This window comes from Planococcus sp. 1R117A (genome assembly GCF_051417975.1).
Classification (GTDB): Bacteria; Bacillota; Bacilli; order Bacillales_A; family Planococcaceae; genus Planococcus; species Planococcus shenhongbingii.
In genome coordinates this window covers 589,666-613,041 of sequence record NZ_JBPRLO010000001.1, presented here as the reverse complement: position 1 = coordinate 613,041, position 23,376 = coordinate 589,666, and the positions used below count along the sequence as shown (strand labels likewise).

The 23,376-nt window shown below is 43.8% G+C and carries 24 protein-coding genes; 16 read left to right on the top strand and 8 right to left on the bottom strand.

The genetic code is table 11. From position 1 onward, the window contains the following. The first annotated feature begins 65 nt into the window (after positions 1 to 65). The 4 genes from ACSFXN_RS02785 (at position 66) to ACSFXN_RS02770 (ending at position 4,379) form a co-directional block, all read left to right on the top strand. Positions 66 to 746, top strand: coding sequence for a response regulator transcription factor (locus tag ACSFXN_RS02785; protein WP_437148673.1), 681 nt, complete (start codon positions 66 to 68; stop codon positions 744 to 746). Further along, the gene (locus tag ACSFXN_RS02780; RefSeq protein ID WP_437149150.1) at positions 736 to 2,157 is read left to right on the top strand and encodes an ATP-binding protein; all 1,422 of its coding nucleotides are present in this window, start codon (positions 736 to 738) and stop codon (positions 2,155 to 2,157) included. Before ACSFXN_RS02785 ends, ACSFXN_RS02780 begins: the two co-directional genes overlap by 11 nt. Positions 2,158 to 2,313: 156 nt before the next feature. Then, complete coding sequence (locus ACSFXN_RS02775; RefSeq protein WP_437148672.1) at positions 2,314 to 3,177, top strand: foldase protein PrsA; 864 nt, start codon at positions 2,314 to 2,316, stop codon at positions 3,175 to 3,177. 14 nt (positions 3,178 to 3,191) lie between these two features. Next, the gene (locus ACSFXN_RS02770; protein ID WP_437148671.1) at positions 3,192 to 4,379 is read left to right on the top strand and encodes a S1C family serine protease; all 1,188 of its coding nucleotides are present in this window, start codon (positions 3,192 to 3,194) and stop codon (positions 4,377 to 4,379) included. 80 nt (positions 4,380 to 4,459) lie between these two features. On the opposite strand, the gene ACSFXN_RS02765 is transcribed toward ACSFXN_RS02770, so the two are convergent. After that, entirely contained in the window at positions 4,460 to 4,666 is a 207-nt protein-coding gene (locus tag ACSFXN_RS02765; RefSeq protein ID WP_437148670.1) for a hypothetical protein, read from the bottom strand. Between the two features lie 54 nt (positions 4,667 to 4,720). After that, complete coding sequence (locus ACSFXN_RS02760) at positions 4,721 to 5,425, bottom strand: type 1 glutamine amidotransferase domain-containing protein (RefSeq protein WP_437148669.1); 705 nt, start codon at positions 5,423 to 5,425, stop codon at positions 4,721 to 4,723. A 199-nt stretch (positions 5,426 to 5,624) separates the two neighbouring features. Here ACSFXN_RS02760 and ACSFXN_RS02755 point away from each other — a divergent pair, with 199 nt between their 5' ends. From ACSFXN_RS02755 to ACSFXN_RS02740, 4 genes are all read left to right on the top strand, one after another. Continuing rightward, positions 5,625 to 6,041, top strand: a complete 417-nt coding sequence (locus tag ACSFXN_RS02755) for an organic hydroperoxide resistance protein (protein ID WP_437148668.1) — start codon at positions 5,625 to 5,627, stop codon at positions 6,039 to 6,041. Positions 6,042 to 6,210: 169 nt separating this feature from the next. Beyond that, on the top strand, positions 6,211 to 6,441 hold the full coding sequence (locus ACSFXN_RS02750) for a hypothetical protein (protein WP_437148667.1): 231 nt from the start codon (positions 6,211 to 6,213) through the stop codon (positions 6,439 to 6,441). 83 nt (positions 6,442 to 6,524) lie between these two features. After that, complete coding sequence (locus tag ACSFXN_RS02745; RefSeq protein WP_437148666.1) at positions 6,525 to 7,349, top strand: manganese catalase family protein; 825 nt, start codon at positions 6,525 to 6,527, stop codon at positions 7,347 to 7,349. A 60-nt stretch (positions 7,350 to 7,409) separates the two neighbouring features. After that, complete coding sequence (locus ACSFXN_RS02740; RefSeq protein ID WP_437148665.1) at positions 7,410 to 8,105, top strand: YqjF family protein; 696 nt, start codon at positions 7,410 to 7,412, stop codon at positions 8,103 to 8,105. A 49-nt stretch (positions 8,106 to 8,154) separates the two neighbouring features. Here ACSFXN_RS02740 and ACSFXN_RS02735 read toward each other — a convergent pair whose 3' ends face one another. From ACSFXN_RS02735 to ACSFXN_RS02710, 6 genes are all read right to left on the bottom strand, one after another. Beyond that, complete coding sequence (locus tag ACSFXN_RS02735) at positions 8,155 to 8,547, bottom strand: DUF2512 family protein (RefSeq protein WP_437148664.1); 393 nt, start codon at positions 8,545 to 8,547, stop codon at positions 8,155 to 8,157. A gap of 138 nt (positions 8,548 to 8,685) precedes the next feature. Next, complete coding sequence (locus ACSFXN_RS02730; RefSeq protein WP_437148663.1) at positions 8,686 to 9,564, bottom strand: SDR family oxidoreductase; 879 nt, start codon at positions 9,562 to 9,564, stop codon at positions 8,686 to 8,688. A gap of 422 nt (positions 9,565 to 9,986) precedes the next feature. Further along, positions 9,987 to 10,562 carry a superoxide dismutase family protein gene (locus ACSFXN_RS02725; protein WP_437148662.1) on the bottom strand — a complete coding sequence of 192 codons (576 nt, stop codon included), beginning with the start codon at positions 10,560 to 10,562 and terminating at the stop codon, positions 9,987 to 9,989. A 127-nt stretch (positions 10,563 to 10,689) separates the two neighbouring features. After that, on the bottom strand, positions 10,690 to 13,266 hold the full coding sequence (locus tag ACSFXN_RS02720; RefSeq protein WP_437148661.1) for a YfhO family protein: 2,577 nt from the start codon (positions 13,264 to 13,266) through the stop codon (positions 10,690 to 10,692). A gap of 4 nt (positions 13,267 to 13,270) precedes the next feature. Continuing rightward, positions 13,271 to 13,681, bottom strand: coding sequence for a GtrA family protein (locus ACSFXN_RS02715; protein ID WP_300993492.1), 411 nt, complete (start codon positions 13,679 to 13,681; stop codon positions 13,271 to 13,273). Beyond that, complete coding sequence (locus ACSFXN_RS02710; RefSeq protein ID WP_300990337.1) at positions 13,671 to 14,609, bottom strand: glycosyltransferase family 2 protein; 939 nt, start codon at positions 14,607 to 14,609, stop codon at positions 13,671 to 13,673. The genes ACSFXN_RS02715 and ACSFXN_RS02710 overlap by 11 nt, the downstream gene beginning before the upstream one ends. Before the next feature lie 343 nt (positions 14,610 to 14,952). Between ACSFXN_RS02710 and ACSFXN_RS02705 the strand changes: the two genes are divergently transcribed. The 8 genes from ACSFXN_RS02705 (at position 14,953) to ACSFXN_RS02670 (ending at position 23,373) form a co-directional block, all read left to right on the top strand. After that, complete coding sequence (locus ACSFXN_RS02705; RefSeq protein WP_437148660.1) at positions 14,953 to 15,567, top strand: TerD family protein; 615 nt, start codon at positions 14,953 to 14,955, stop codon at positions 15,565 to 15,567. 14 nt (positions 15,568 to 15,581) lie between these two features. Next, complete coding sequence (locus ACSFXN_RS02700) at positions 15,582 to 16,160, top strand: TerD family protein (protein WP_437148659.1); 579 nt, start codon at positions 15,582 to 15,584, stop codon at positions 16,158 to 16,160. A 111-nt stretch (positions 16,161 to 16,271) separates the two neighbouring features. After that, positions 16,272 to 17,417 carry an HpcH/HpaI aldolase/citrate lyase family protein gene (locus ACSFXN_RS02695; protein ID WP_437148658.1) on the top strand — a complete coding sequence of 382 codons (1,146 nt, stop codon included), beginning with the start codon at positions 16,272 to 16,274 and terminating at the stop codon, positions 17,415 to 17,417. Further along, positions 17,350 to 18,717 carry a phosphoribosyltransferase domain-containing protein gene (locus tag ACSFXN_RS02690; protein ID WP_437148657.1) on the top strand — a complete coding sequence of 456 codons (1,368 nt, stop codon included), beginning with the start codon at positions 17,350 to 17,352 and terminating at the stop codon, positions 18,715 to 18,717. Before ACSFXN_RS02695 ends, ACSFXN_RS02690 begins: the two co-directional genes overlap by 68 nt. Before the next feature lie 5 nt (positions 18,718 to 18,722). Next, entirely contained in the window at positions 18,723 to 19,832 is a 1,110-nt protein-coding gene (locus ACSFXN_RS02685) for a cysteine protease StiP family protein (protein WP_437148656.1), read from the top strand. Continuing rightward, positions 19,829 to 20,644 carry a hypothetical protein gene (locus ACSFXN_RS02680; RefSeq protein ID WP_437148655.1) on the top strand — a complete coding sequence of 272 codons (816 nt, stop codon included), beginning with the start codon at positions 19,829 to 19,831 and terminating at the stop codon, positions 20,642 to 20,644. The genes ACSFXN_RS02685 and ACSFXN_RS02680 overlap by 4 nt, the downstream gene beginning before the upstream one ends. 12 nt (positions 20,645 to 20,656) lie before the next feature. After that, positions 20,657 to 22,270: a YceG family protein gene (locus tag ACSFXN_RS02675; protein WP_437148654.1), complete on the top strand. Its 1,614-nt coding sequence runs from the start codon at positions 20,657 to 20,659 to the stop codon at positions 22,268 to 22,270. Positions 22,271 to 22,290: 20 nt separating this feature from the next. Beyond that, on the top strand, positions 22,291 to 23,373 hold the full coding sequence (locus tag ACSFXN_RS02670; RefSeq protein ID WP_300990329.1) for a toxic anion resistance protein: 1,083 nt from the start codon (positions 22,291 to 22,293) through the stop codon (positions 23,371 to 23,373). Positions 23,374 to 23,376 lie beyond the last annotated feature (3 nt).

Sequence of the window (23,376 nt, the reverse complement as noted above, 5' to 3'; positions counted from 1 at the left end):
CCTAATGGCTTGCGTCTTATTAAAATGTGTTTTACTTTTATAGAAAGAAGAGACGGAGGTTGGATATGAAAATTTTGGTAGTGGAAGACAACCCGAGTGTAAGTTCGATGCTGGAATTATTTTTCTCGAAAGAAGGAATAACGGGAGAGTTTGCAGCAGATGGACTTGAAGGATATCAGAAATACCAACAGGGAAATTACGATTTGCTGATTCTCGACTGGATGCTGCCAGGGATGGACGGCATTGCACTTTGCCGGAAAATACGGGAAGAAGGAAATCTTGTTCCCATCATCATGCTGACAGCCAAAGACAGCGAATCGGATCAGGTGATCGGGTTTGAAATGGGGGCAGATGATTATGTGACGAAACCGTTCAGTCCGCTGACTTTGATGGCACGCATCAAAGCGGTTATGCGGAGATCCCAAAAAGCGGAGCCGATATCGGATACAATTCAAACAAAGCATTTCCTGGTCAATAAAGAAACAAGAGATGTACAGAAAGACGGAGAACAGGTTCAAAGTCTGACGCCGAAGGAATTCGATTTGCTTGTGTTTTTCCTGCAGCATCCAAAGCAGGTTTTCAGCCGGGAACAGCTGCTTGAGCAAGTATGGGGCTATCAATTTTACGGGGATGAACGGACAGTCGATGTCCATATCAAGCGGCTCCGCAAGAAAATATCCGGCGGTGACACTTTGTTCCATACCGTTTGGGGAGTAGGGTATAAATTTGAAGAACATGCGGATTAAATATTTCTATCAGCTTATTGCCAGCCATTTGAGCATCTTGCTCATCGCTTTTTTGGTTTTGAGTTTATTGTTTGTCCAATATGTAGAGGATTTTGCTTATGAGGAAAAAGCGGAAGAGCTCGAAAGTTATGGGCAAAAAATTCTCGAAGTGCTAGAAAGTCCGCGGCCAGGTTCAGGGTTGCAGTCCTATGTATCGATATTGGAGGCAAGAAACATCAATTTCATTGTCTTTGACCAACAAAGCCGGATTCTTTATCCATCTTCCGGTAATTTTCCGCCGGTCGTACTGACACAGGAAGAGTGGAGCGTCATTGAACAAGGAGAAACCTTGGTCGTCAACCGTGATGTCCAGCGTTTTGAATATACCGTTACATTTGTGGCATTGCCTTATGTAGAAAATGGCCGGTTGATCGGAGGCGTGCTTTTGGCCTCGCCCATCAGTGGGACAAGTGAAATGATTTCAGAACTCAATAAATCACTTTTGACTACCATACTGATTGCACTGGCCGTAGCATTGCTGCTGAGCTTATTGCTGTCGAAACTGCACGTTAGCCGGCTTCAGCGCATGCAAAAAGCCGTGGCAATGATCAGTGAAGGCAATTATGCAGTTAACTTGCCGGAATCTCATTTTGATGAATTTGGTGACTTGGCAAAAGATTTCAATAAAATGGCAACTAAACTGCAGCGATCCAATGAAGAAATAGAGCGGCTGGAAAATAGAAGGCGCCAATTCATGGCAGACGTCTCCCACGAAATGCGCACGCCATTGACAACGATTGCCGGAGTGATCGAAGGCCTGCGCAATAATATGATTGAGGAAGACCAGCGGGAAAAAGGGATCCGATTGGTGAGTGATGAAACAAAGCGCCTGATGCGGCTGGTTAATGAAAATTTGGATTACGAAAAGATCCGCTCGAACCAAGTGACGCTGACAAAAGAAGAAATTGAAGCAGATGAACTTTTGGAAATCATCCAGGAACAATTGCAGATGCAGGCAGCTGAGAAAGGAAATGTTATTGAAGTGCAAACAGAGCCTGACCAAGTGATTTTTGGAGATATGGATCGCTTGATTCAGATACTGACGAATATCGTGAAAAATAGCATCCAGTTTACAGAGAATGGCCGGATTTTATTGAAGGCATTCCATGAACCGCGATTTATGGTCATCGAAGTGCAAGACAGCGGTACTGGTATTGATGTGGAAGAAATCGATATGATTTGGCGGCGCTTTTACAAATCGGATTTGTCGAGAGGGAGCGGCCAATTTGGCCTTGGGCTATCGATTGTGAAACAGTTGGTCACACTGCACGACGGCGACATCCGGGTGGAAAGTGAAAAAGGCAAAGGCACGAAGTTTACCATTCACTTGCCGCATAAAGCAAAATCTGCAGATGCACCAGAAATAGTGTGAAGTTATTAAAAGACCTGAAGGCATTTTTTTGCTTTCAGGTTTTTTCTAATTACTCTTATTTGACCAAACTTTACATATCTCTTAAAAGTTTGGTCATAGTTTATTCATATTTGCTTGTTAAGATTAATTTAACGAGATGAAGGAAGAGGGTTGAGGATGAAAAAAGCAGTGTATATAGCAATCGGAGCAGTGATTGCCTCAGCAGTGTTCTTGGCAGCAAGCTTTGCGCCGAGCGAAGCAGTAGCAACGGTAAACGGGCAAGAAATTGAACGGGATGCGCTTTATGGAGAAATGGTGCAAGCATCAGGGGCTGAAACGCTCGATTCAATGATTACAAATGAAATCATTGAACAAGAAGCTGAAAAAGCGGAAATTGAAGTGACGCAAGAAGATCTTACTAAAGAGATGGCAGTATATGAAGAAGCTTATGGCGGAAAAGAAGCCCTCGCATCCGTATTGAAAGCAAGCGGCCTGTCAATGGATGATTTAAAACAGGAAATAGAAATGTATACGAAAATCAAAAAGCTGATCGGTCCTGAGATCGAAATAACAGATGAGCAAATCAAGACCTTTTTTGAAGAAAACAAAGAAAGTCTGGCTCAGCCTGCTCAAGTCGAAGCGAGCCATATCTTAGTGGAGACAAAAGAAAAAGCGGATGAAGTTGCGTCGAAGTTAGCAGATGGCGGAGATTTTGCTGAATTGGCTAAAGAATATTCAACGGATGCAGCTACTGCAGACAACGGCGGTGAACTTGGCTGGTTTGGTGCAGGGAAAATGGCACCTGAATTTGAAAAAGCGGCTTTTGCCATGAAAGCAGATGAAATCAGTGAGCCGGTAGAAACGGAATTCGGTTTTCATATTATTAAAGTAACGGATAAAAAAGAAGCGCAAAAAGCCACTTTAGAAAACAGTAAAGAAAAAATCGAAGAAACTTTATTCAATGAAGCTTTAAACATCAGATTTGCTTCTTGGCTGACTGAGAAAAAAGAGTCATATGAAATCGAAAGTAAATTAACTTAAGGAGAGAAAACATTATGGGATATTATAAATCAAGCGAACCAAAGAAAAAGCGTTCAGGTTATTTTGCTTCTAGTTTTACGGGATTGATTGCTGGGGCAGTGCTGGTCGGAGTAGTAGTTCCTGAATTTGCGGATATGGAGGCATCGGCAGAAATTCAGCCGAGAACCGTAGAAACTGCCAGTGGAGTGCAAAGTGTTTCCGATATCGTCACAACGGATGTTACGGAAATTGTAGAAGCCACTTCAGCAGCGGTAGTAGGGATAACCAATATGAAAACAGCACAGCAGAATCCACTCGTGTCAGCCGCTGATTCAGAAGCAAAAGAAGCAGGCACAGGGTCCGGAGTAATTTATAAAAAAGACAATGGGTCTGCGTATATTGTCACCAATAACCATGTAGTAGAAGGCGCAGAGAAAGTGAAAGTAACATTAGCGGATGAAACTGAACTGGACGCAGAAGTTCTCGGGACAGATGTCTGGACGGATCTGGCAGTATTGAAAGTTGACGGCGACAGCATTTCAACAGTTGCTGAATTTGGAGACTCTTCTGTACTGAAAGCAGGGGAACCGGTCATTGCAATTGGTAATCCGCTTGGCCTTCAATTCTCGGGGTCGGTAACCACCGGCGTCATTTCCGGAACTGAACGTTTGGTTCCTATTGATATCAATGGGGATGGAACTGAAGACTGGCAGGCTGAAGTTCTTCAAACGGACGCAGCAATCAACCCGGGGAATAGTGGTGGTGCGCTGATCAACAGCCAAGGCCAAGTAATCGGGATTAACTCGATGAAAATAGCCCAGGACGCTGTAGAAGGCATCGGTCTTGCGATTCCAATCAATACTGCTGTTCCAATCATCGAAGACCTGGAAAAAGAAGGCGAAGTTGAACGTCCATCTATTGGCATCAGCATTATGGATTTAGCAGGTATCCCGAAGCAATACTGGAACACTGAACTGTCTTTGCCGGCTAATGTAACAGAAGGCGTTGTAGTAAGTGAAGTAGCTCCAGATTCGGGTGCTGACAAAGCGGGAATTCAGCCATATGATGTAATCATCGAAATGGATGGAGAACCTGTGAACTCGGTATTGGAACTTCGCCAGCATCTTTATAATGAAACTAAGATCGGTGAAACCTTGAAAGTGAAAGTTTACCGTGGTGGAGAATTGGTGGAAGCTGAGATTGAATTAACAGAAAGCCTATAAAAAAGAAGCTTTTCGCAGCGCTGCGAAAAGCTTCTTTTTACTTATAGCTGAACCATAGAAAACTGATTGCTTACAAGCAATCAGCCAAAAAGTCCCCACATATTTGAACTGATTCCAATGATTATAATAATTAGCACAATAATAACGAAGACAACGATACCGATTTGAATGGGTTTATAACCGGTGACTCTCGGTTCTTCCAAACCTTCTTTCTTATCGGGTGGATGTTTTAAGGTTTCCTTACTGGCTTTCATATATTCTTTTTCTTTCGGTTCCTTATCGCTCATGCCATTACCTCCCCGTTTTACTCTATACAATTTACATACCCTAAAGTTATCGGGTTAATCAAAAAACTTCTCTTCCTCTTTTTTCTCAATGCTTGTCAGCTTTTTCGCCAATTCCTTGCCAAATTGCGGTGAGGACTGCGGATCCCGGCCGGTCAAAATTTGGTCACTTCCCCATACGACGTACTCCTTTTCGTGGGTTTCAGCTTTGTAATTAGCAATTTTACGCAGCTCATCTTCCAGGCTGAATGGAAGCAAGCCGCGGACTTCTTTCGGTTCCATGCTGTTCGGATATCCCGTGACATTCAATCCTTCCAGAATGCCGCGCCCATTTGGAAGTTTGGTGTAGACCAGAGGAGCGGGTCCATGGCAGACCGCTGCTACAATGCCGCCGAGTCCGTAAACAATATTGATGATGGCGTGCAAATCTTCATTATGGGCCAAATCAAACATGGCACCATGTCCGCCGACGATGAAAATGGCATCATAATCACTTGCTTTAACGTCTACAATAGGCGTGGTTTTATCGGCAATGCCGGATTCGTACAGTTTTTTATATTTGCCTTCGGGATCATAATCTTCACTGAGGCTTACTGGATCTACAACAGGTTTGCCGCCTTTAGGCGAAGCAAGGCCTACTGTATGCCCTTCCTCCTGTAAGGCAAGAATAGGTGCGAATAATTCTTCAGCCCACCAGCCTGTTACATAATTGTTTTCTTCATCTGCATATCCACTTGATAAAACTGCCATCACTTTTGCCATAAGATCTTCCTCCTTAACGTAACTAATTGTCTATTTGTTCATTTACCCTCTCCGATAAACCTGAAACTTAGAAGGAAGAACGCTTCTTTTGGACTAACTTGACCACAGACAGCCAAAACTATTGACTAGCGGGCGCAAAACTAGTACGTTTGAATTGTTCGTCTAATTATTTGAAAATTAAAAATAAGGAGATGGTAAAATGAGAGAATTATTCAAGACATCAGCAATAGCTACCGGAGGACGAGAAGGAAGAGTGGTTTCGGAAGATAATATGATCGATATTAAACTTGAAACACCGAAAGAAATGGGAGGTCCTGGAGGAGGAACAAATCCTGAACAGCTTTTTGCAGCTGGATACGCCGCTTGTTTCGATGGCATGTTAAACGCTATCGCCAAAAAGGAAAAAACAGAGCTGACTAGCACTTCAGTTAAAGCGGACGTTAGCTTTCTGAAGGATGAAGCCGATAACGGCTTTAAACTTGCCGCTGTTCTAAATGTTTCAGTAAAGGGAGTGGACGAAGAGAAAGCCAGAGAGCTGGTAGAGAAAGCTCATGAAGCATGCCCTTACTCGAAAGCGACAAAAGGAAACATCGAGGTAGAATTGAAAGTGGATTAATTCAATAACAAACAAGAAGGTTGTTAATTTACCTTCTTGTTTTTTTATGGCAATAAAATTACAAGACTTTTGTACGATTCAACTAAGGGTATACAGAAAATGGTTTTAAGTGAAAATGGAGGGGTATTCAGATAATATGCATTCATTTGACAGAAAGGAGGAAAATAAGATGGATAAGGAACAAAGAGAACACGAAGCGAAAATGAAGAAGATGGAAGACGACAGAAGAGAGTCGGGAGAGAACAGATATAGTTCTGAAGCTGACAAAACAAATTCCGGCAATAATAGAGAACAACCAATAAATACTTCCTCTAAAGAAACCGTGAACAAGAAAACAAGCAATAAAAAATTCAATGCCGGTGGAAACGATTCTGACTACGACGGCGGTCATCCAGGATAAAAGGAATCGGGCAGCGATGGCCGCATTAATCCCCGTTCAACGAAATCCAGTAAAAACTAAAAAATATCCAGGAGGTTATGTCTATGTTTTTTCACAGAAGCGAACTTCAATATCATGCTAAACCGGAGTCTCCGGATCCGGTATTCGCCAAGCAAGTCCAGGAATTGATCGGTGGACAATTTGGTGAAATGACAGTAGCAATGCAATACTTATTCCAAGGGTGGAGCACAAGAGGAAACGAGAAATACAGAGATTTGCTGATGGATACCGGCACACAGGAGCTTGGCCATATCGAGCTATTGGCAACTTTAGTTGCACGTCTGCTTGAAGGCGCTCCGGTTTATGAGCAGGAAAAAGCTGCAGCGGATCCGATTGTCGGCGCCATCATGGGCGGCATGAACCCGCAGCATGCGATTGTGCACGGCCTCGGGGCTTCGCCGAAAGACAGCAATGGAGTTCCGTGGAACGCTGGATATATTGTAGCAAGCGGAAACTTATTGGCTGACTTCCGGGCTAACGTCAATGCTGAATCACAGGGGCGCCTGCAAGTAGCGCGTTTGTACAGCATGACGGATGACCGCGGCGTAAAAGATCTATTCTCTTTCCTTTTAGCGCGAGATACAATGCACCAGAACCAGTGGCTTGCTGCCATCAAGGACATGGAAGCCAAAGAAGGCCCAATTGTACCAGCAACGCTGCCGCCTGAATGGGAAGCAACAGAGTTCTCACATATTCTTTACACGAATACCGAAACCAGCACCGCTTCACAATTGCCATGGGTAAGCCAGCCGGCTCCGGATGGCCATCCGATTACAGTTCAAAAGCCTGAACCATTAAGTGAAAGACCGCTCTTAAAACCAGCTCCACCGGAAGCGCATAACACGTTGCCGGAAGAAGAGTTAAAATAAAAAACAAAAATAAGCCTCTTCCAGTAAGAGGCTTATTTCTTTTGCGGATGAGGTGATGTGATGGGAAAAAAGCCTTGGGCAATGACACAGGAATGGCATGATGTGGTTTTTTTACACTGGCCGGTAAAAGAAGAGTGGATGCGAGCACACCTTCCTGCTGACCTGGAACTTGATTTGTATGACGGTTTTGCCTGGATTGGCGTCGTCTTATTTGAAGCAAAAGGAACTCGCCTGCGATTTACTCCGCCTATTCCAGGCGTCAGGTCTTACTTGGAGCTGAATGTAAGGACGTATGTAAAATATAAGGGGCGTCCAGGAGTTTACTTTTTTTCATTGGATGCAGACAGCATGCTAGCCGTGAAAACAGCGAATACAGGAGGTTTTCTGCCTTACCGCCATGCTCGGATGAAAATGAACAAGCAAAACGGGAAATATGCTTTCACAAGCAGAAGAACCCATAAAAATTCATTTCCCGAATCATTAAGATTAACTTATGAAATAACATCCGGTCCCATTCAGCGGACTTATCTGGAGCATTGGCTGACGGAACGTTACTGTTTATGGACAAGACCGGCAAATCGCTTAATTCGAGTGGATATTGAGCACTCGCCTTGGAAGCTTCAGTACATCAAAGGGGAAATTTATAAAAACTCAATGGCCATTTTTTTGCCGGATAATCTGCATCTTAAGCGTCCTATCGCTCATTACGGAGGAAACCAGAAGGTGCGTTTTTTCCCTCCGGTGCCTGAAGTTTAAAAGCAAAAAGAAGTGCGGAGGCTAGAGCCTCCACACTTCTTTTTTGGAACTATTTACGATTTGGCTCCTGTTTCAGTGTATGGGATGTTTCTTTATGCTCCCATAAGCGTTTAGACAAGTAAATGTGGTAAAACCATTCTCCGGCTGCTAGAAGCACGGCAGAGTAAATAGAGGCCATTACAATCGAAAAGTCGGGATTCTCGATCCATAGCGCCGCTAATAGCCATATGAGGATAAAGTCGAGAACAAGATCACCGGCAGTCGCGACTTTGTTAGAAGTACGAGGATAGACGATTAAATCACCAATAAATCCAACGGCTGTGATAACAAGGCTAATTAGGAAAATATCAAAAACTCCTGTGCCATAGGTAAGTCCGAAAATCATAAATAATACAGCGAATACCATCGCGAATTTCATGAGTAATACTTCAATAAATTTCATAATTGCCCACCTCCTTGTGTATAGATTTATATTTAACCTATACCCGAATTCAAACGGCAAAACCGCAAAAAGCGGAAGAAAATATTGGAGTTATCAAAAAAACCAGAACCTGAAAAACGGTTCTGGTTTTATTGCAGATTAAGATGTAATGAAATCCCCGCCATTGACATGAATCGCTTGTCCTGTGACGTAAGTAGAATCTTTTGAAGCAAAATAAACGTATGCAGGGGCTACTTCTGAAGGCTGTCCGCGTCGTTCCATAGGAGTATCGCTTCCATGCTTGCCAACTTTTTCAGCGTCAAAGGTAGATGGAATCAGCGGTGTCCAAATCGGTCCCGGTGCAACTGAATTGACCCGGATTCCTTTCTCGATCAAGCTTTGTGAAAGCGAACGGGTGAATGACGTAATGGCACCTTTAGTCGACGAATAATCAATAAGGGATGAAGAACCTCTATACGCTGTCACGGAAGAAGTATTGATGATGGAATCACCTTTTTGCATATGAGGGACAGCTGCTTGAGATAAATAGAACATGCTAAAAATATTCGTTGTGAATGTCTCCATCAATTGGTCGGGAGTAATATCCAAGAAATCATTTTGCGGAAATTGCTTTCCGGCATTATTCACTAGAATGTTCAGCTGGCCAAATTCAGAAATTACATCAACGATCAACTGATTGCAATTTTCGACGTCGCTAATATCAACGGCGGATTTAAAACCTTTCACTCCATAGGATTCCACTGCTTTGATTGTTTCCTCGGCGTCTTCGTGTTCATCAAGATAAGCAATTGCGACATTGGCACCTTCTTTAGCGTAGGCCACTGCCACTGCCCGTCCTATTCCACTGTCGCCTCCAGTAATTAATGCCACTTTTCCTTCCAGCTTGCCGGAACCTTTATAGTCCTTATCGTCATAAATCGGTTCAGGAGCCATTTCAGACTCGTGGCCCGGCTGTTCCGGTTGCTCCTGAGGTTCTACTTGCTCATCAATCTTTTCAAATTTGTCTTCATTTGACATTATATCGTCCTCCTTGTAAATAAGCGTCTAAAGGTTTTATTCCCGGTAAAGCCGTGACTAAACTTGGAAAAAGGAAAGGAGAAGGTGGAAGCCAAAAATGAATAAAAAAAAGCGGACAGATGCCCGCTTCAGACTGTAGACAAAGTCTAATATAGATGAATCGGGAGGTATGACCCCAACCGGTCCGGCCACTTCGCTTTCCGTGTGCTCGGCTTCAGTCTCCTCGTTCCTGAAAACCATGCTCCTGCATTGCACCTGCATCGCTGCGCTAGCTTCGGTGCAGAAAAAACCGCCGCTGCGCTAGCTTCGTCGCAAAGACTTAGCCTCGCAGGCTTCGGCCAATGCCTTTGCTTCTGCATTACTGTGCTAGCTTTGTCGCATCGACTTGCCTTCACCGGCTTCGGCCAATGCCTTTGCTGCTGTTATTGCTGCGCGGTGATAACGCCGCACGCCACCGACTCACTATTGTCAGTTCCTTGGATAAAAAGGGAAGCTCCGCCTTCTTTCAGCAAAGAATTCTCTTCTCCTGTTTTCAGCGTGACGCCTTCCACTACAAATTCTTCGGCAACGGTACCGTCATCTCCGGCTTCAATATCCGGTATATCGCCGCCGAAAGGTTCTCCTGTAGTTTCAAAATCCGGAGCTTCACATTTGCCGGCATCCCGGAATTCCACAGAATGTGGACCGGTTTCAAGTCCTTCCAAGTTAAGGGCTACTCCAACGCCGCTGCTTTCTGTACTCAATTCTGCAGTTCCTGCAGCATTGCCATCGCTGTCCATCATTTCCACAGTAACGAACATAAGATCTTCGCTTGAGCCTTCATCGGAGTTGTCTTCCGCTTCTTCACCACTTGGCGGATCTTCTCCGCCTTCATTTACATTTTCATCTTCGACTTCCGTAGCACCGTCGGTTTCTGTAGGTGGATCTTCGGCATTGCCGCAAGCAGCAAGTAATAGAAGTAAAAAAATTGCCAATACAAGCACAGGCCATCGCTTCATCACTTTCATCTCCCCGTCTGAATTTAGTGTTATTCTCTCATTACACTTTTTAGACTGAAAATAAACGCAATTCAAACAAAGGGAAACTTTTGTAGGAGTCTTTTGGAGATGCCATCCAAATGCCTCTTTAATGCTTTTTACGGTAAACAAATAGGATGCCTATAATCAGCGATAAAACACTCACAATCAGAGAAATCTTAAAAAATGGGGGGTGGTATGTAAACCTGATTTCATTGCTGCCTTCTGCCAGTGGAACAGCAGCAAAAGCATAATTGGCTTTTAGCACATCCACTTCTTCGCCATTTACGGAAGCTTCCCACCCGCGTTCAAATGGGATGTTCACGGTCAAATAATCGTCTTTTTCTGTGTTATTATATTCCAACTGAACTTGGCTTCCGTCGATATTCAGCTTTTTCAATCCGGTATTTCCTCCGCTTTGTTCTTGGAGAACTTGATAAGGCTCCTCAAAAACTTGAAGTTCTGTAAGATGATATTTTCCTTTTGGCATGCGGATCTTCACTGTGTCTTCTGCAGGAATACGTATGGTAATATCGTCAACAAAGGTTCTATAAATTGAAGAGTTTGATTTTCGTGTAGTTTGATAATCATTAACAGCTAAAGGGAAGCCTTCATCCGGTTCAATATGCTCCAAATGGAACGATACGTATAAATCACCTTCAGTAAAAGATGAATCTTGCCGAACAAGGTCAATGCCGCCGCTTTCTCCGTATACTGTCAATAAACCATCCTCGTAGGAAGCATCTGCTTCTTGAACTTTGAAGGCACTGGTCTGTTCTTCAACAGAAGGAAGGGGATGGGCAGCCTCACTGCCATCAAGTACGATTCCGGTAAGCATAGCATGTTCCCTGACAATGGCGGGCTCAGCGGACAATTGCTGTTCGTGGTAAACAGTTGAAGCAGCACGTGCGAAAGGCAAAGTGTTTTGATTTTCATACACAATGTAGTTTTCAGAAGACAAAATCTCTGTAAAACCGAACGGAACGTTCGAGTCTCCTTTTTCTTTTATCGAGTATTTGCCTTGCAGCAACCCATGGAGATTGGCGCGGTTGCCTAGAGTCGCGTAGCGGCTGACGCTCTCGCGCCCCATATCGATTTCCAAGTCGTATAAATAAAAATACAGCAGATTTTTATTCAAGATGCTGGAATACGCACTTAGACCGCGAAAGTCCTGTACAATCGGGGTGTTATTCCGAACGTCTTCCATCCAGTCAATGCGGTAAGTGACGCCGTCTTCCAGTTTATGAATTTCCTCGATAAGACCCTGGACTTCAGGGTCATTATATCCAGCGCTAGTCAGCAATACTTCATTTACATGCTCGATCCGGCCAGCTTTAAGGAGTTTTTCAACTTGATAAAAGTTAACAAAAACAAGAATTGAAAAGATTAAAAATCCGGTAAGCAGCAATTTAAAGCGGATCTGCTTAAACTGCAGAACAGCCAGTACAAGCAGCCAGGTAATCAGCAAACTGCTGATGGTGAACAGAGCGGACAGCGACTTCAATTCGAAAGTCTTGTCCGTCATTGCTGCAATCAAATAAATTGCAGCAGTCAAAGCTCCAGCAGCCGCAAATTGGCGGCGCGACAGTTTATGGAGATGATCCATGCCGACAGCCACCGCTCCTCCGGCAACCAGTGACAAGAAGTATTCCCAGCGGTACTGGGGAGCTGAAAAGCCGTTAAAGATACTGCCTGCTACCGGGCTGTAGTGAAGCATGATCCCGATGACCCCCAATGCGGCAAACAGCTGGAAGGCTTTGTAGCGGTATAGGGAAACTGAAAAGAGAAATAACACAAAAATGGCTGGGAGCACAATGAACCGGCTTGTAAAAAGGATATTGTCGGTTAAATCAATCCAAGGTATTTCCTGTTCAAAAGCAGGGCGATGATTATTTAAAAATGCATAAACCGCCGGAACAAATGACACAGCACTAATGCCAAAGCCGATAATTCCAGTAATCAAAAAAGTGGCAATGGCTTTTAACCAGCCGGTTTCCTGAGGGGACAACCGGATAACTAAACGTACGAGTATGTATATTCCTGCTAAAAGAAAATTGATATAGGAAAAGTAGAAATTATCGATTAAAGAAATTGATACTGCAAAAAGAAACCAGCCGGGTTTTTGTTCCCGCATGATTTTCTCAATCCCGAAAATCAGGAGCGGCAGCCAAAGAAAAGCATCCGCAAAAAATTCCCAATAAACGGTATGGCGAAAATACATTCCGGATATCCCATAGATGCTGGCTCCGAGAAAAGCGGAAAGCCGGGAAATCTTCATGTACATAAACAAGTGGGAAGTGATGAATAAGACAAAGCTTAAACGGATTATACTGATGAATACAGCAGCATTTGCCCAAAACAGCACATCCGCGGAGTGGATGGCATTCAGTGATTCTAAAATAAAAACAATAACTACACTGATTAAAAACACAATAGAAGTTGAAAAATAATAGGACAGTTCACTGAATGTTCCTGCCCCAAGTCCGAAATCGAACGAATAGAAAAATTCTCCGCTTGTGTATTGTTCATAAAGCAAATGTTTAAACGGCAGCATTTGCGAGCTGCCGTCGTCGATTCCGACCATATAATGCTGCCGGGTCCACTGGTAGAGAAAAACCAAATGGGCTGCAGCAGCTAGCATGAAACAAGAAAGAAACAATATGATATTAGAGGATTTCCTGCTCATAAATTCACCGTCTTTTAGCTTCAGCCGTTCTGACCGAGCCTTTTAAAATTTTGCTGGAGATAACAAAGGTAATTGGAATGGTAAACAAAACCGCCGCAAATGGAGCAATATTGCTGTTTAAATGCAAATATTCCACGAAAATAAAAATCAATGCAGTGGAAACAGACATATTGACCACTTGGGTCAAAGGGAAATACAAATACTTTTTCAGCGTTGGTTTAGTCCTGTACGTAACGTAACAGTTCAAGAAAAACGAGATATTCAAAGAAATGATAAAGCCGACAATATGGGCAAGCAAATAAGGCAGTGAGAAAATATTGTGCAAGACCAGGTAAATGGAATAGTAAGTGGCTGTGTTAATGACACCGACAAAGATAAAGCGGGTAAACTCTGTGTTTAATGCGTTAAGACTCATCATAATCATCCGCATTGCTAATATCGATTAAAAAGTTAGGACGTCTTTTGGTTTCATTATAAATCCGCCCTATGTATTCTCCGATGACTCCCAAGCTGATCAATTGAATTCCTCCTAAAAATAAAATAGCGGTGATGGTGGTGAAATAACCCGGAGCACCTACACCTTCTTTTAGTATTTCATAAAAGGTCACACCGATGTAGATAAGTGAGAGAAGCAAGACGAGAAACCCCGTATAAAAACAAACTCGCAGCGGCTTTAAGTTAAAAGAAATAATGCCGTCAATCCCGTAATTGACGAGACTCCAGAAAGACCATTTGGATGTTCCGGCAACACGCTGAACGTTTTCATAGCTAATAATCTTTTTGCTTAAACCAATCCAGGAATACAGGCCTTTTGAAAAGCGGTTGCTTTCGCTTAGAAGCAAAATGGAATTGATGGCTTTTCGGCTGAGTAACCTGAAATCACCTTCACCATCTACAAAATCCACATCCGTAACGGAATTCACAAACTTATAATATAAGGAAGATAAAAAGCTTCGCAGCTTTGAATCCCCTGTCCGGGACCGTTTAGCCACCACTTGATGGAAGCCTTCTTCAAATCCGTCAATCAGCTGGCCGATCAATTCAGGAGGATGCTGCAAATCGCTGTCCATTAAAATAGCCGCATCTCCTTTGATGCGGTGGAGTCCTGCCAGGATAGCGGATTCTTTGCCGAAATTCCGGGTCAGGGAAATATATTTAACGTCGGCATGGGTTTTGGCGAGCTTCAGAATTTCCTGCAGGGTGCCGTCACTGCTGCCGTCATTGATAAACATGATTTCATACTCGTATGGAAGCGGGTGAAATTCCTGGACCAACTTTTCATACATAGATAAAATATTTGCTTCTTCGTTGTAAGCTGGTACAACAATTGAAATCAGCTTCATCTTTACTTCACCTCTTACTGTTTTTTGCCGCGCAGTTAAAAAAGGTCATTTGGTTTTGTTTACCCTGCTTCGCACTGAAATATGCTGGAACAGCGTGCTAATGAATAAAGAAGTGTAACTTCTGTGACAAACGAAACTTATTGAAATATTAATCGTATATATTTATATCAGGATTTTTTCAACATTTCCATGGTTAAACGTTTCCTTATCATGATGGGACGCTAGAAGAGGCAGCATGGTTTCATTTCAAGGCTGCTGGCCATAACCCTTAATGATTGAAATTTTCCGGATTTACAAATACTATTAAAACTAAGTACATATCGATGAATGGAGAGTGCGAAGAATGGCTATCAATCTTGTAAAAGGTCAGAAAATCGATTTAACTAAAGGACGTTCATCGCTTTCAAGCTTAATGGTCGGCCTCGGATGGGATCCGATTGCCCCTAAAAAAAGCGGCGGATTTTTAGGCGGCCTGCTTGGAGGCGGCGGCGGTGGAGCTGATGTTGACTGTGACGCATCGGTCATCCTGCTTGATGAAAATGGCAAGTTAAAAGGGAAAGAAAACCTGATTTACTTCGGCAACAAAAAAAGCAAAGATGGCAGTGTTGTCCACTCTGGAGATAACTTGACCGGTGCAGGCGAAGGGGACGATGAAACGATTCAAATCAATTTGAAGGATATCTCTCCATCAGTTCATCGCCTGGTTTTTGTTGTAAACATTTATAATGCAAAACAAAAGAAGCAGGATTTCGGCATGATCCAAAATGCTTTCATTCGTTTGGTCGACAATCAATCCAAAGAAGAACTGATTCATTATAACTTAACTGACAACTATGCTGGCAAAATGTCGTTGATTCTTGGTGAACTTTACCGCCAAGGAACTGAATGGAAATTCTCAGCTGTCGGTGAAGGTACTATTGACCCTGATATTGGTTCAATCGCAAACAAATACGCATAAGGAGTGGTAGAAGAATGGCAATCAATTTATCTAAAGGACAAAAAGTAGACTTAACAAAATCAAACCCGGGATTAACCAATGTAATCGTAGGTCTTGGATGGGATACGAATAAGTACGATGGAGGGCAGGATTTTGACCTTGACTCATCAGTATTCCTATTAAACTCAAGCGGCAAAGCATCTTCTGAAGCTGACTTTGTCTTCTATAACAATACAGTAGGTGCTGCTGGCGCCGTTGAACATACAGGCGATAACAAAACCGGAGAAGGTGAAGGAGACGACGAGCAAGTAAAAGTGAACTTGTCATCAGTCCCTTCTTCAATCGAGCGCGTGACATTTGCCATTACGATCCACGACGCAGAAACACGCAGCCAAAACTTTGGCCAAGTCAGCAACTCTTATGTACGCATCGTAAATGGTGATACTAATGAAGAATTGATCCGTTACGATTTAGGAGAAGACTTTTCAATTGAAACAGCGATTGTGGTAGGAGAGCTTTACCGCCACAACAATGAATGGAAATTTAATGCTATTGGCAGTGGTTATCAAGGTGGGCTAGGCGCACTTGTTCGGGACTTTGGATTAGAAGGCTAATTATAAGAGAAAAAGCAAGGAGCACACCTCCTTGCTTTTTTAGCCTTTATTTACTTAAGTAAATATTAATTTTTTGGGACTTGCTTTTTAGCGGTGCCGGGAGGAACAATAATGAGACATTTTGACGTATTAACTGATTCTGAGCTAAATACTTTTTTTAAATATTCCCCGGCAGAATTCAATCGTGATACGGAACGGGAAACTTTAGGATTGGCACTGGGTGCTGCCCTTTATACCCCGGGTTCCAGACCTGATTTGGGAAACAAGATTCTATCAGGGCAATACAGACGCGGCGCTTTTTCAGGATTGGCCACGCTGATCATCTGTCTGGAAGATGCAGTGGCAGATTCGGAATTGCCACAGGCGGAAGCTAATGTTATAAAAGAGCTAAAATTGTTGGAAAGGGCAAGAACCCTTCAGCCGGAAGCCGGACCGGCGCTTTTTTTGCGTATCCGAAATGCTGCCCAGCTTGATAAACTGATTGCAGCTGCCGGTGCCGCTTTAGGGGTCTTAACCGGAATTGTCTTTCCGAAAAGCAGACCTGAAAATCTTCCTTCTTTTTTTGCCGCATTGGACCGGGCAAGCGAAGCCGCAGGACGAAAGCTTTTTGCCTTGCCTTTGCTTGAAACCAGAGAAGTGTTGTATTCAGAACTGCGTGATCAGACACTCCGGGAAATTCATCAGATTCTGCTGGCTGAAGTGGATCGGGTGTTGACTGTCCGGGTTGGAGCTACTGATTTTTCCAGTCTTTACGGATTGCGCCGTCCTGCGGAGCGGACCATTTACGATGTCCACGTCATCCGGGATGGATTAACTGCCATTCTGAATCGATTTGGCAGAGCAGAAGACGGCTTTATCGTTTCAGGGCCAGTATATGAACATTTTACTTCGGGGCAAGGAAATTTGCTTCCGTCGAAACCGGAACAAGTATTATGGCAGGAAGTGCAGTTGGATGCTTTAAACGGCTTTAAAGGGAAAACATGCATCCACCCTTCCCAAATCCAGATTGTCAATGCAGGTTACATCGTTTCCCATGAGTCTTTTGAGGATGCATCGCTGATTGTGTCTGAAAGCTTTAAGCGCAACGGCGTTCTGCAGAGTCCGAAGCGCAACAAAATGAATGAAGTAAAACCGCATTTAAGCTGGGCAAAGAAAGTACTAGCCCAGGCGGAAGTATACGGGGTGCTAAATGAAAACTACAAACCGATCGATGTCCTCAACTATATTGGATCAACCCAATTATCAAATCAACTATAAACTTTGGCAGCAGCTGGATCTCTCGATTGCTGTTAATTACACATATAAAGGGCTTCCAGTGGAATCCCTTTTCTCTATGGCCCTCCGCGTGAACAAAAAGCGCCAGTTTTTATTTGTCAGCCCCTTGATTGCTAAACATTTAGCCGTCAGTCCAGCCATTGCGCTTGGCACAGGTACTTTACTGGCTTATTTATTGATGGAAGATGCCGAAATCGACTTTCCTTCTCATGCAGAAGAACTGGTTCAACTTATAAAAACTGGAGAAGCAGATCCGGAAAATATCAAGGAAGCTTTTGCTTATAAAACAGCATTGCCTAAAAAAACAATTTTTATTGGAATGGCTGAAACAGCTACAGGACTCGGCCATGCAGTATTCCAGCATTTTGAAGATGCGGCATATATTCATACAACCCGTGAAAACATTAAAGGGTTGACCCCTTCTTTTGTCTTCGAAGAAGAACATTCCCACGCGACTTCCCATATCGTATATGCTCCGAAAGGAATGTTTGAAGAAGCGGAAACCATTGTGCTGATTGACGACGAAATTTCGACCGGCAATACTTTTGTGAATTTGATCAAAGCACTGGATGACCAGTTTCCTGGCAAGAAATATAAAGCATTATCGATTTTGGACTGGCGAAGCCAAGAGCAGCAGGAAAAGTTCAGAGAATTGGCAGAAAGCCGCAAAATTCAAGTGGATGTTCTTGCTTTGGTAAAAGGGCAGTTTAACTTGCATCATAGCGAGTCGCCGAATGAAGCTGCAATAGAGCATTTAACAGGCAGCCATGGGGTTTCACTGCAGGAACTAGCAAAAGCGCGGCAGCTTTCGCATAAATCAGCAACCGGCCAAGGTTATCTTTCTTTGACAGGGAGATTTGGTCTGACAAGCAGTGAACATACGGAAGTCAGCCGATGGGCCGAGCAGATGGCCCAAGCAGTCGGAGGAGCCAAGGACGGTGAAAAACCGCTGATCATCGGTATTGGAGAAAATATGTATCTGCCGATTCGCTTTGCGTATGCTTTGAGCAGCAATGCATTGGTGCAAACCACTACAAGAAGTCCGATTTTTGCCTCGACTAACGAAGATTACCCAATAAAAGAAAAAGTGAAATTCCGCTTGCCTGATTCAGAAGGAGTCGACCAATTCCTGTACAATTTGAAGGAACTGGATATAAACAAAATCTACTTGCTTGCTGAATCTGTAGTGGATGAATCTGCCTGGCAGCCGCTGCTTGCTTATCTTGAGGAAAAGGCACCAGTTGAATGGATATCATTAACGACAGCAAAAAGGAGAGATTGAGCCCAATGATTGCAACCGGATTGGTGAAAACAAGCTATCCAAAAGAAGACATCATATTTTTGTTGAAAGATGTGACAGAAGAATTTGCGGAAAGTACATTAGAGGAACGTGAAAAAGCGGTACGGACAGGCGCTCATTATTCAGAACGACTGCCAATGGAGTATCGTCCATCCGCGGAATATACGGCTCTGTATCACAAAACGGTCGCAAAAACGAAACAGCGTCTGGGTTTTTTAATCGGACTTTTAACGCGCCGAATCGCATTGAATGCCGAAACTGAAGATATTGTGCTTGTTTCCTTGGCTCGTGCCGGAAGCCCGATCGGCATTTTAATCCGCCGGTACGCAGAACAAGTGCTTGGTTTTGACTGGCCACATTATAGTGTATCGATTCTGCGTGGAAAGGGAATCGATGAAAATGCTATTGAAGCCATTCGTGAAGTGCATCCCGCAAGCCGAATTCAGTTTGTCGATGGCTGGACTGGAAAAGGTGCCATTCAAAAAGAGCTGACTCAATCAGTCGGCAGGTTGAATGCCCGCAGTGGGCTGGACTTGCATGATGATATGGCGGTGCTTGCAGACCCTGGCGCGTGTGCGGTTTTATTCGGGACGCGTGAAGATTTTCTGATTCCAAGCGCCTGCTTAAATGCTACCGTATCCGGACTTATAAGCAGAACCATTTTAAACGGACGATTTATCGGTAAAGATGATTTCCACGGGGCAAAATTTTATGGCGATTTGCTTAATGAAGATTTATCCAATGATTTTGTTGACCAAGTCACGGCCTGCTTTATGGATACTGTAGAGGAAGTGGAAAAAGCCGCCTCCTCGGCTCCCGCAAAAGCAGAACGGACGTGGCAAGGCATGAAAGAAGTGGAAGAAATAGGTCAAAAGATGTATAATGAAAGCGACTATACATTGATTAAACCAGGAGTCGGAGAAACCACGCGTGTATTGCTTCGGAGAAGTCCTTGGAAAGTGCTTGTAAACGATTTGGAGCATCCGGATGTCCAGCATTTGCTTGTTTTAGCCAAGGAAAAAAATGTGCCTGTAGAACTTGTGCCGGGATTATTTTACCGTGCAATCGGGCTGATCAGATCGGGGAAAGAAATATGACGATTTTATTTGCCAGTGACTTGGATCAGACATTGATTTATTCGCGCAGAACGATAGGGACCGAAGTTTTGGAATCGGAATTGGTGGAAGTGGAGCGCATTGAAGGCAAGCCACAGTCGTACATGACAGAAAAAAGCCAGTCCGCATTATGGAATCTTGATTCTTCTATTTGTTTTTTGCCAGTGACCACAAGAACCCAGGCGCAGTATGAGCGTGTAACAGGTATTTTTGAAGGGGATGGACGCCCTCGTTTTGCAATTGTCTCTAACGGCGCAGTCATCCTTGAAAATGGCTTGCCAATCCGGGAATGGTCGGATAATATCCGCCAGCAATGTGTTAGCCGGAATACAATCATTCATGAATTGCTGCCTGAAATCGAGCGCCATTTCATAGAGGAATGGGTACTTGATGTTCGGGAAGCGGATGATTGGTTTGTCTATATGATTGTGGACCGTGAACGTTTCCCGGAAGAAAAACTCGGTTTTTATACTCAGACGTTCCGAAAAATCGGCTGGTCGCTGTCGCTTCAGGGAAGAAAGCTTTATTTCATGCCTGAAAGCATCACTAAAGCCGGCGCCATGGAATATGTGAAAAATCGCATCAACGCGGAATATGTGGTAGCAGCTGGGGATTCACTTCTGGATCTTGGACTGCTTGAAAAGGCGGATCTCGGTTTATTGGCTGCCCATGGAGAAGCTGTAAAAAGCAAAGTTCCGTTATCCGGGCATATCCGAATAACAGATAAAAAAGGAATTAAAGCCGGAGAAGAAATACTGGGAAAAGTTTCTAGTATTTCCCTTCAGCATCGATGAGGAGGGAATCCCATGGTTCAATTGCATCCGGTACGCGTGAGAACGTGGGATCCGGAAAAATTGGGAGAATGGCTGACAAAGCCGATTGTTAATCATCCAGAAACAAAAATCGAAGAAGAAACCATTACGTACCCGCAGCTGCTTGGCCAATTTGTAGGAATGCCGCTGGATGCCGATGATTACTTTGCTTCGATATATGATTTGATGGAAGAAGCGGAAGGCCGGCTGATCCGTCTTTCCGGCAATTTGAACAAACAGATCACTCAAGATCGCTTGCGCCATTTGCAGGATCTGTTTGATATGAACAATAAAGAGCGTGGACTGTCCCCTAACCGGATTGTGGCTTTCCTGGATGGCAAAGGTTTGCTGCCCAGGCTGAAAGATGCGGGATTGAATCGCCGCATTCGCTTGGTGATGATTGATATTCTGAAAGCTTTTCAAGCACAATCTGGAGGAAGCACGACCCATTCTTCTTTCAGGCGCATCGCGACAGACCTTATTAAATGGACTTTTAACCATATTGAACCGGAGCTTGAGAAATTGGATCTTGAAAAAGGGCTGCCGGCGTTTTTATGGTACGGAAACACTACTGAGAGTGAAAAATGGTTCTTAAAATTTTCTGCTGCTTTCGGGTTTCACATTATCGTATTTGATCCGACCGGAAAACACTGGCTTGAGACTGTTTTGGAAGAGAAAGACTTGCCAACCCATAGTTTTCAAGTGACCGGGGAAGCGGTCCTGCCGTTTCCAGAAGAAAAGCCGGAGCGTGTCGGAACAGTGGCATACCGGGCGACCCAGGAAGTAGACCGGTTATTGCACCATGATGATTCCGGCCTCTATAAGCCGTATCAATTCAAGTCTTACTTAACAAAATCCATTCGATTGAAAACGACCATTGACGAAGCATTTATGCTGGCTAAAGAGCGGGCGATGGTGCGGCCGTCATTCGGCGTAGAGCGTGGAAGCGTCATCATTCCAGTGGTTTTTGCCAAAGTGATGGGGATTGAGAAAGACCGGAAGCGTTTTTGGGATAATATTCACAATTTAACTGAACGGGAAGATACGCTGTTGATCCGAAGCTTTCCTTTTATCGAAGAGCGAAAAGGAAATCAGCAGTTCCATTACCGTGGAGCGCTTGGAAAAGACGGGCGCCTCGATCCTGAGAAGATGAAAGTGGCAAACTGGTGGAAATACGGCAGATTGCCAGATGGCCTGCAAATAGCGCTTTGTGAAGCCATCGCGCGGCATGTAGAAAAGCCGATGCTGATTCCACAGGCCGGTGAATCTTTCGAAGACTTGCAGCTTTATCAATTTTCCCAGTCGATGTCAATGCCAGATGCGGTCATTCAGCTAATCCAGCAATTCGATTATCCGCAATTTGTGCCGACACTGCTGTTCTACAATGAAGAAAAGGACGGCGAACTGAGCAGGGGAGATGCTAATGCCATCGCATTGATCCATACATTCGGGCTGGATGTCATTATTATCAATCCGCAAGGGCATCAGGATATTGAACGTTGGATTGACGCAGAATCGATTGATACTCACTGGCTCGATGACAGAAGCTATAATGAACCTTATCGTGAACCGTCAGTGGTCAAAAAATTGTTTAGAAAATGGCTTTAACCATTAAGGGAGGGATACCGATGAGCACAATGCCAAATCAAATCGAACAGCAAGAGTTGGTCATGCAAGATGAAAATAACTTGAAAGTCCAGTTGAAGAAAGATCCGGAAGTTCTGGCACTGGCTTCAAAGATCAACCCGAAAAACCAGATTGAATTACTGGAGTTCGGGCGTGAACCCGCAAATGAAATCTCCGCCTTTACCGGAAAAGTCCTGAACTCTGTCCAGGCAAATAGCATGGAAGAATCCAGCGAACTTTTAAAACAGCTTGGCAAAATCATGGATAAATTTGATAAAAAGGATTTTGTTGAAAAGAAGGGCTTCCTCAATAAAATCTTCAATAAAGGCAATAAAGTGATTGAGCAATTGTTCAATAAGTACCAGACAATGGGTACTGAAATTGATAAAGTGTATGTTGAAATCACGAAATACGAAACGGAAATGAAAAAATCGACATCGACTTTGGAAGAATTATACGATCAGAACTTCCATTACTTCATGGAACTTGAAAAGTACATCGCAGCAGGAGACATCAAGGTTCAGGAGCTGAAAGCGCAGGAACCGGAAGTACGCAAAAGAGCAGAGTCCGGCAACCAGATGGCTTTAATGGAATTGAATTCCTTGCAAAATGCCATCGAATTGCTTGAACAGCGGGTGTATGACCTGGAAATGGCAAAACAAGTGTCTTATCAGTCAGCGCCGCAAATCCGTATGCTTCAGCGAGGCAATACAAAACTGATCGGAAAAATCAATTCCGCTTTTGTTACAACTATCCCTATTTTTAAAACGGGCTTGATCAATGCCATCGCTGCCAAACGCCAGAATTTAGTGGCAGAAGGCATGAATGAACTGGACCGCCGCACAAATGAAATGCTGCTCAACAATGCCAATGACATCTCACGCCAAAGCGTTGATATTGCACGGATGTCAGGCCAGCCAAGCATCAAGATTGAAACGATTGAACAAACATGGGAAACTATTATGCAGGGCATGAATGACACGCGTGAAATCGAAGCGGAAAACCGCAAGATGCGTGAACAAGGCCGTCTGCGCATTGAAGAATTGCAGAAGAAATACGAAGATACTCAACGAAAAGCGAATTAATTG

Coding starts and splice junctions, on each gene's coding strand:
- ACSFXN_RS02700 (WP_437148659.1), top strand. CDS start 15,582: ATGGCAATCAATTTATCTAAAGGACAAAAAGTAGACTTAACAAAATCA.
- ACSFXN_RS02745 (WP_437148666.1), top strand. CDS start 6,525: ATGTTTTTTCACAGAAGCGAACTTCAATATCATGCTAAACCGGAGTCT.
- ACSFXN_RS02715 (WP_300993492.1), bottom strand. CDS start 13,681: ATGAGTCTTAACGCATTAAACACAGAGTTTACCCGCTTTATCTTTGTC.
- ACSFXN_RS02695 (WP_437148658.1), top strand. CDS start 16,272: ATGAGACATTTTGACGTATTAACTGATTCTGAGCTAAATACTTTTTTT.
- ACSFXN_RS02725 (WP_437148662.1), bottom strand. CDS start 10,562: ATGAAGCGATGGCCTGTGCTTGTATTGGCAATTTTTTTACTTCTATTA.
- ACSFXN_RS02710 (WP_300990337.1), bottom strand. CDS start 14,609: ATGAAGCTGATTTCAATTGTTGTACCAGCTTACAACGAAGAAGCAAAT.
- ACSFXN_RS02685 (WP_437148656.1), top strand. CDS start 18,723: ATGATTGCAACCGGATTGGTGAAAACAAGCTATCCAAAAGAAGACATC.
- ACSFXN_RS02720 (WP_437148661.1), bottom strand. CDS start 13,266: ATGAGCAGGAAATCCTCTAATATCATATTGTTTCTTTCTTGTTTCATG.
- ACSFXN_RS02750 (WP_437148667.1), top strand. CDS start 6,211: ATGGATAAGGAACAAAGAGAACACGAAGCGAAAATGAAGAAGATGGAA.
- ACSFXN_RS02770 (WP_437148671.1), top strand. CDS start 3,192: ATGGGATATTATAAATCAAGCGAACCAAAGAAAAAGCGTTCAGGTTAT.
- ACSFXN_RS02735 (WP_437148664.1), bottom strand. CDS start 8,547: ATGAAATTTATTGAAGTATTACTCATGAAATTCGCGATGGTATTCGCT.
- ACSFXN_RS02760 (WP_437148669.1), bottom strand. CDS start 5,425: ATGGCAAAAGTGATGGCAGTTTTATCAAGTGGATATGCAGATGAAGAA.
- ACSFXN_RS02780 (WP_437149150.1), top strand. CDS start 736: ATGCGGATTAAATATTTCTATCAGCTTATTGCCAGCCATTTGAGCATC.
- ACSFXN_RS02755 (WP_437148668.1), top strand. CDS start 5,625: ATGAGAGAATTATTCAAGACATCAGCAATAGCTACCGGAGGACGAGAA.
- ACSFXN_RS02690 (WP_437148657.1), top strand. CDS start 17,350: ATGAAAACTACAAACCGATCGATGTCCTCAACTATATTGGATCAACCC.
- ACSFXN_RS02785 (WP_437148673.1), top strand. CDS start 66: ATGAAAATTTTGGTAGTGGAAGACAACCCGAGTGTAAGTTCGATGCTG.
- ACSFXN_RS02775 (WP_437148672.1), top strand. CDS start 2,314: ATGAAAAAAGCAGTGTATATAGCAATCGGAGCAGTGATTGCCTCAGCA.
- ACSFXN_RS02730 (WP_437148663.1), bottom strand. CDS start 9,564: ATGTCAAATGAAGACAAATTTGAAAAGATTGATGAGCAAGTAGAACCT.
- ACSFXN_RS02765 (WP_437148670.1), bottom strand. CDS start 4,666: ATGAGCGATAAGGAACCGAAAGAAAAAGAATATATGAAAGCCAGTAAG.
- ACSFXN_RS02740 (WP_437148665.1), top strand. CDS start 7,410: ATGGGAAAAAAGCCTTGGGCAATGACACAGGAATGGCATGATGTGGTT.
- ACSFXN_RS02675 (WP_437148654.1), top strand. CDS start 20,657: ATGGTTCAATTGCATCCGGTACGCGTGAGAACGTGGGATCCGGAAAAA.
- ACSFXN_RS02670 (WP_300990329.1), top strand. CDS start 22,291: ATGAGCACAATGCCAAATCAAATCGAACAGCAAGAGTTGGTCATGCAA.
- ACSFXN_RS02680 (WP_437148655.1), top strand. CDS start 19,829: ATGACGATTTTATTTGCCAGTGACTTGGATCAGACATTGATTTATTCG.
- ACSFXN_RS02705 (WP_437148660.1), top strand. CDS start 14,953: ATGGCTATCAATCTTGTAAAAGGTCAGAAAATCGATTTAACTAAAGGA.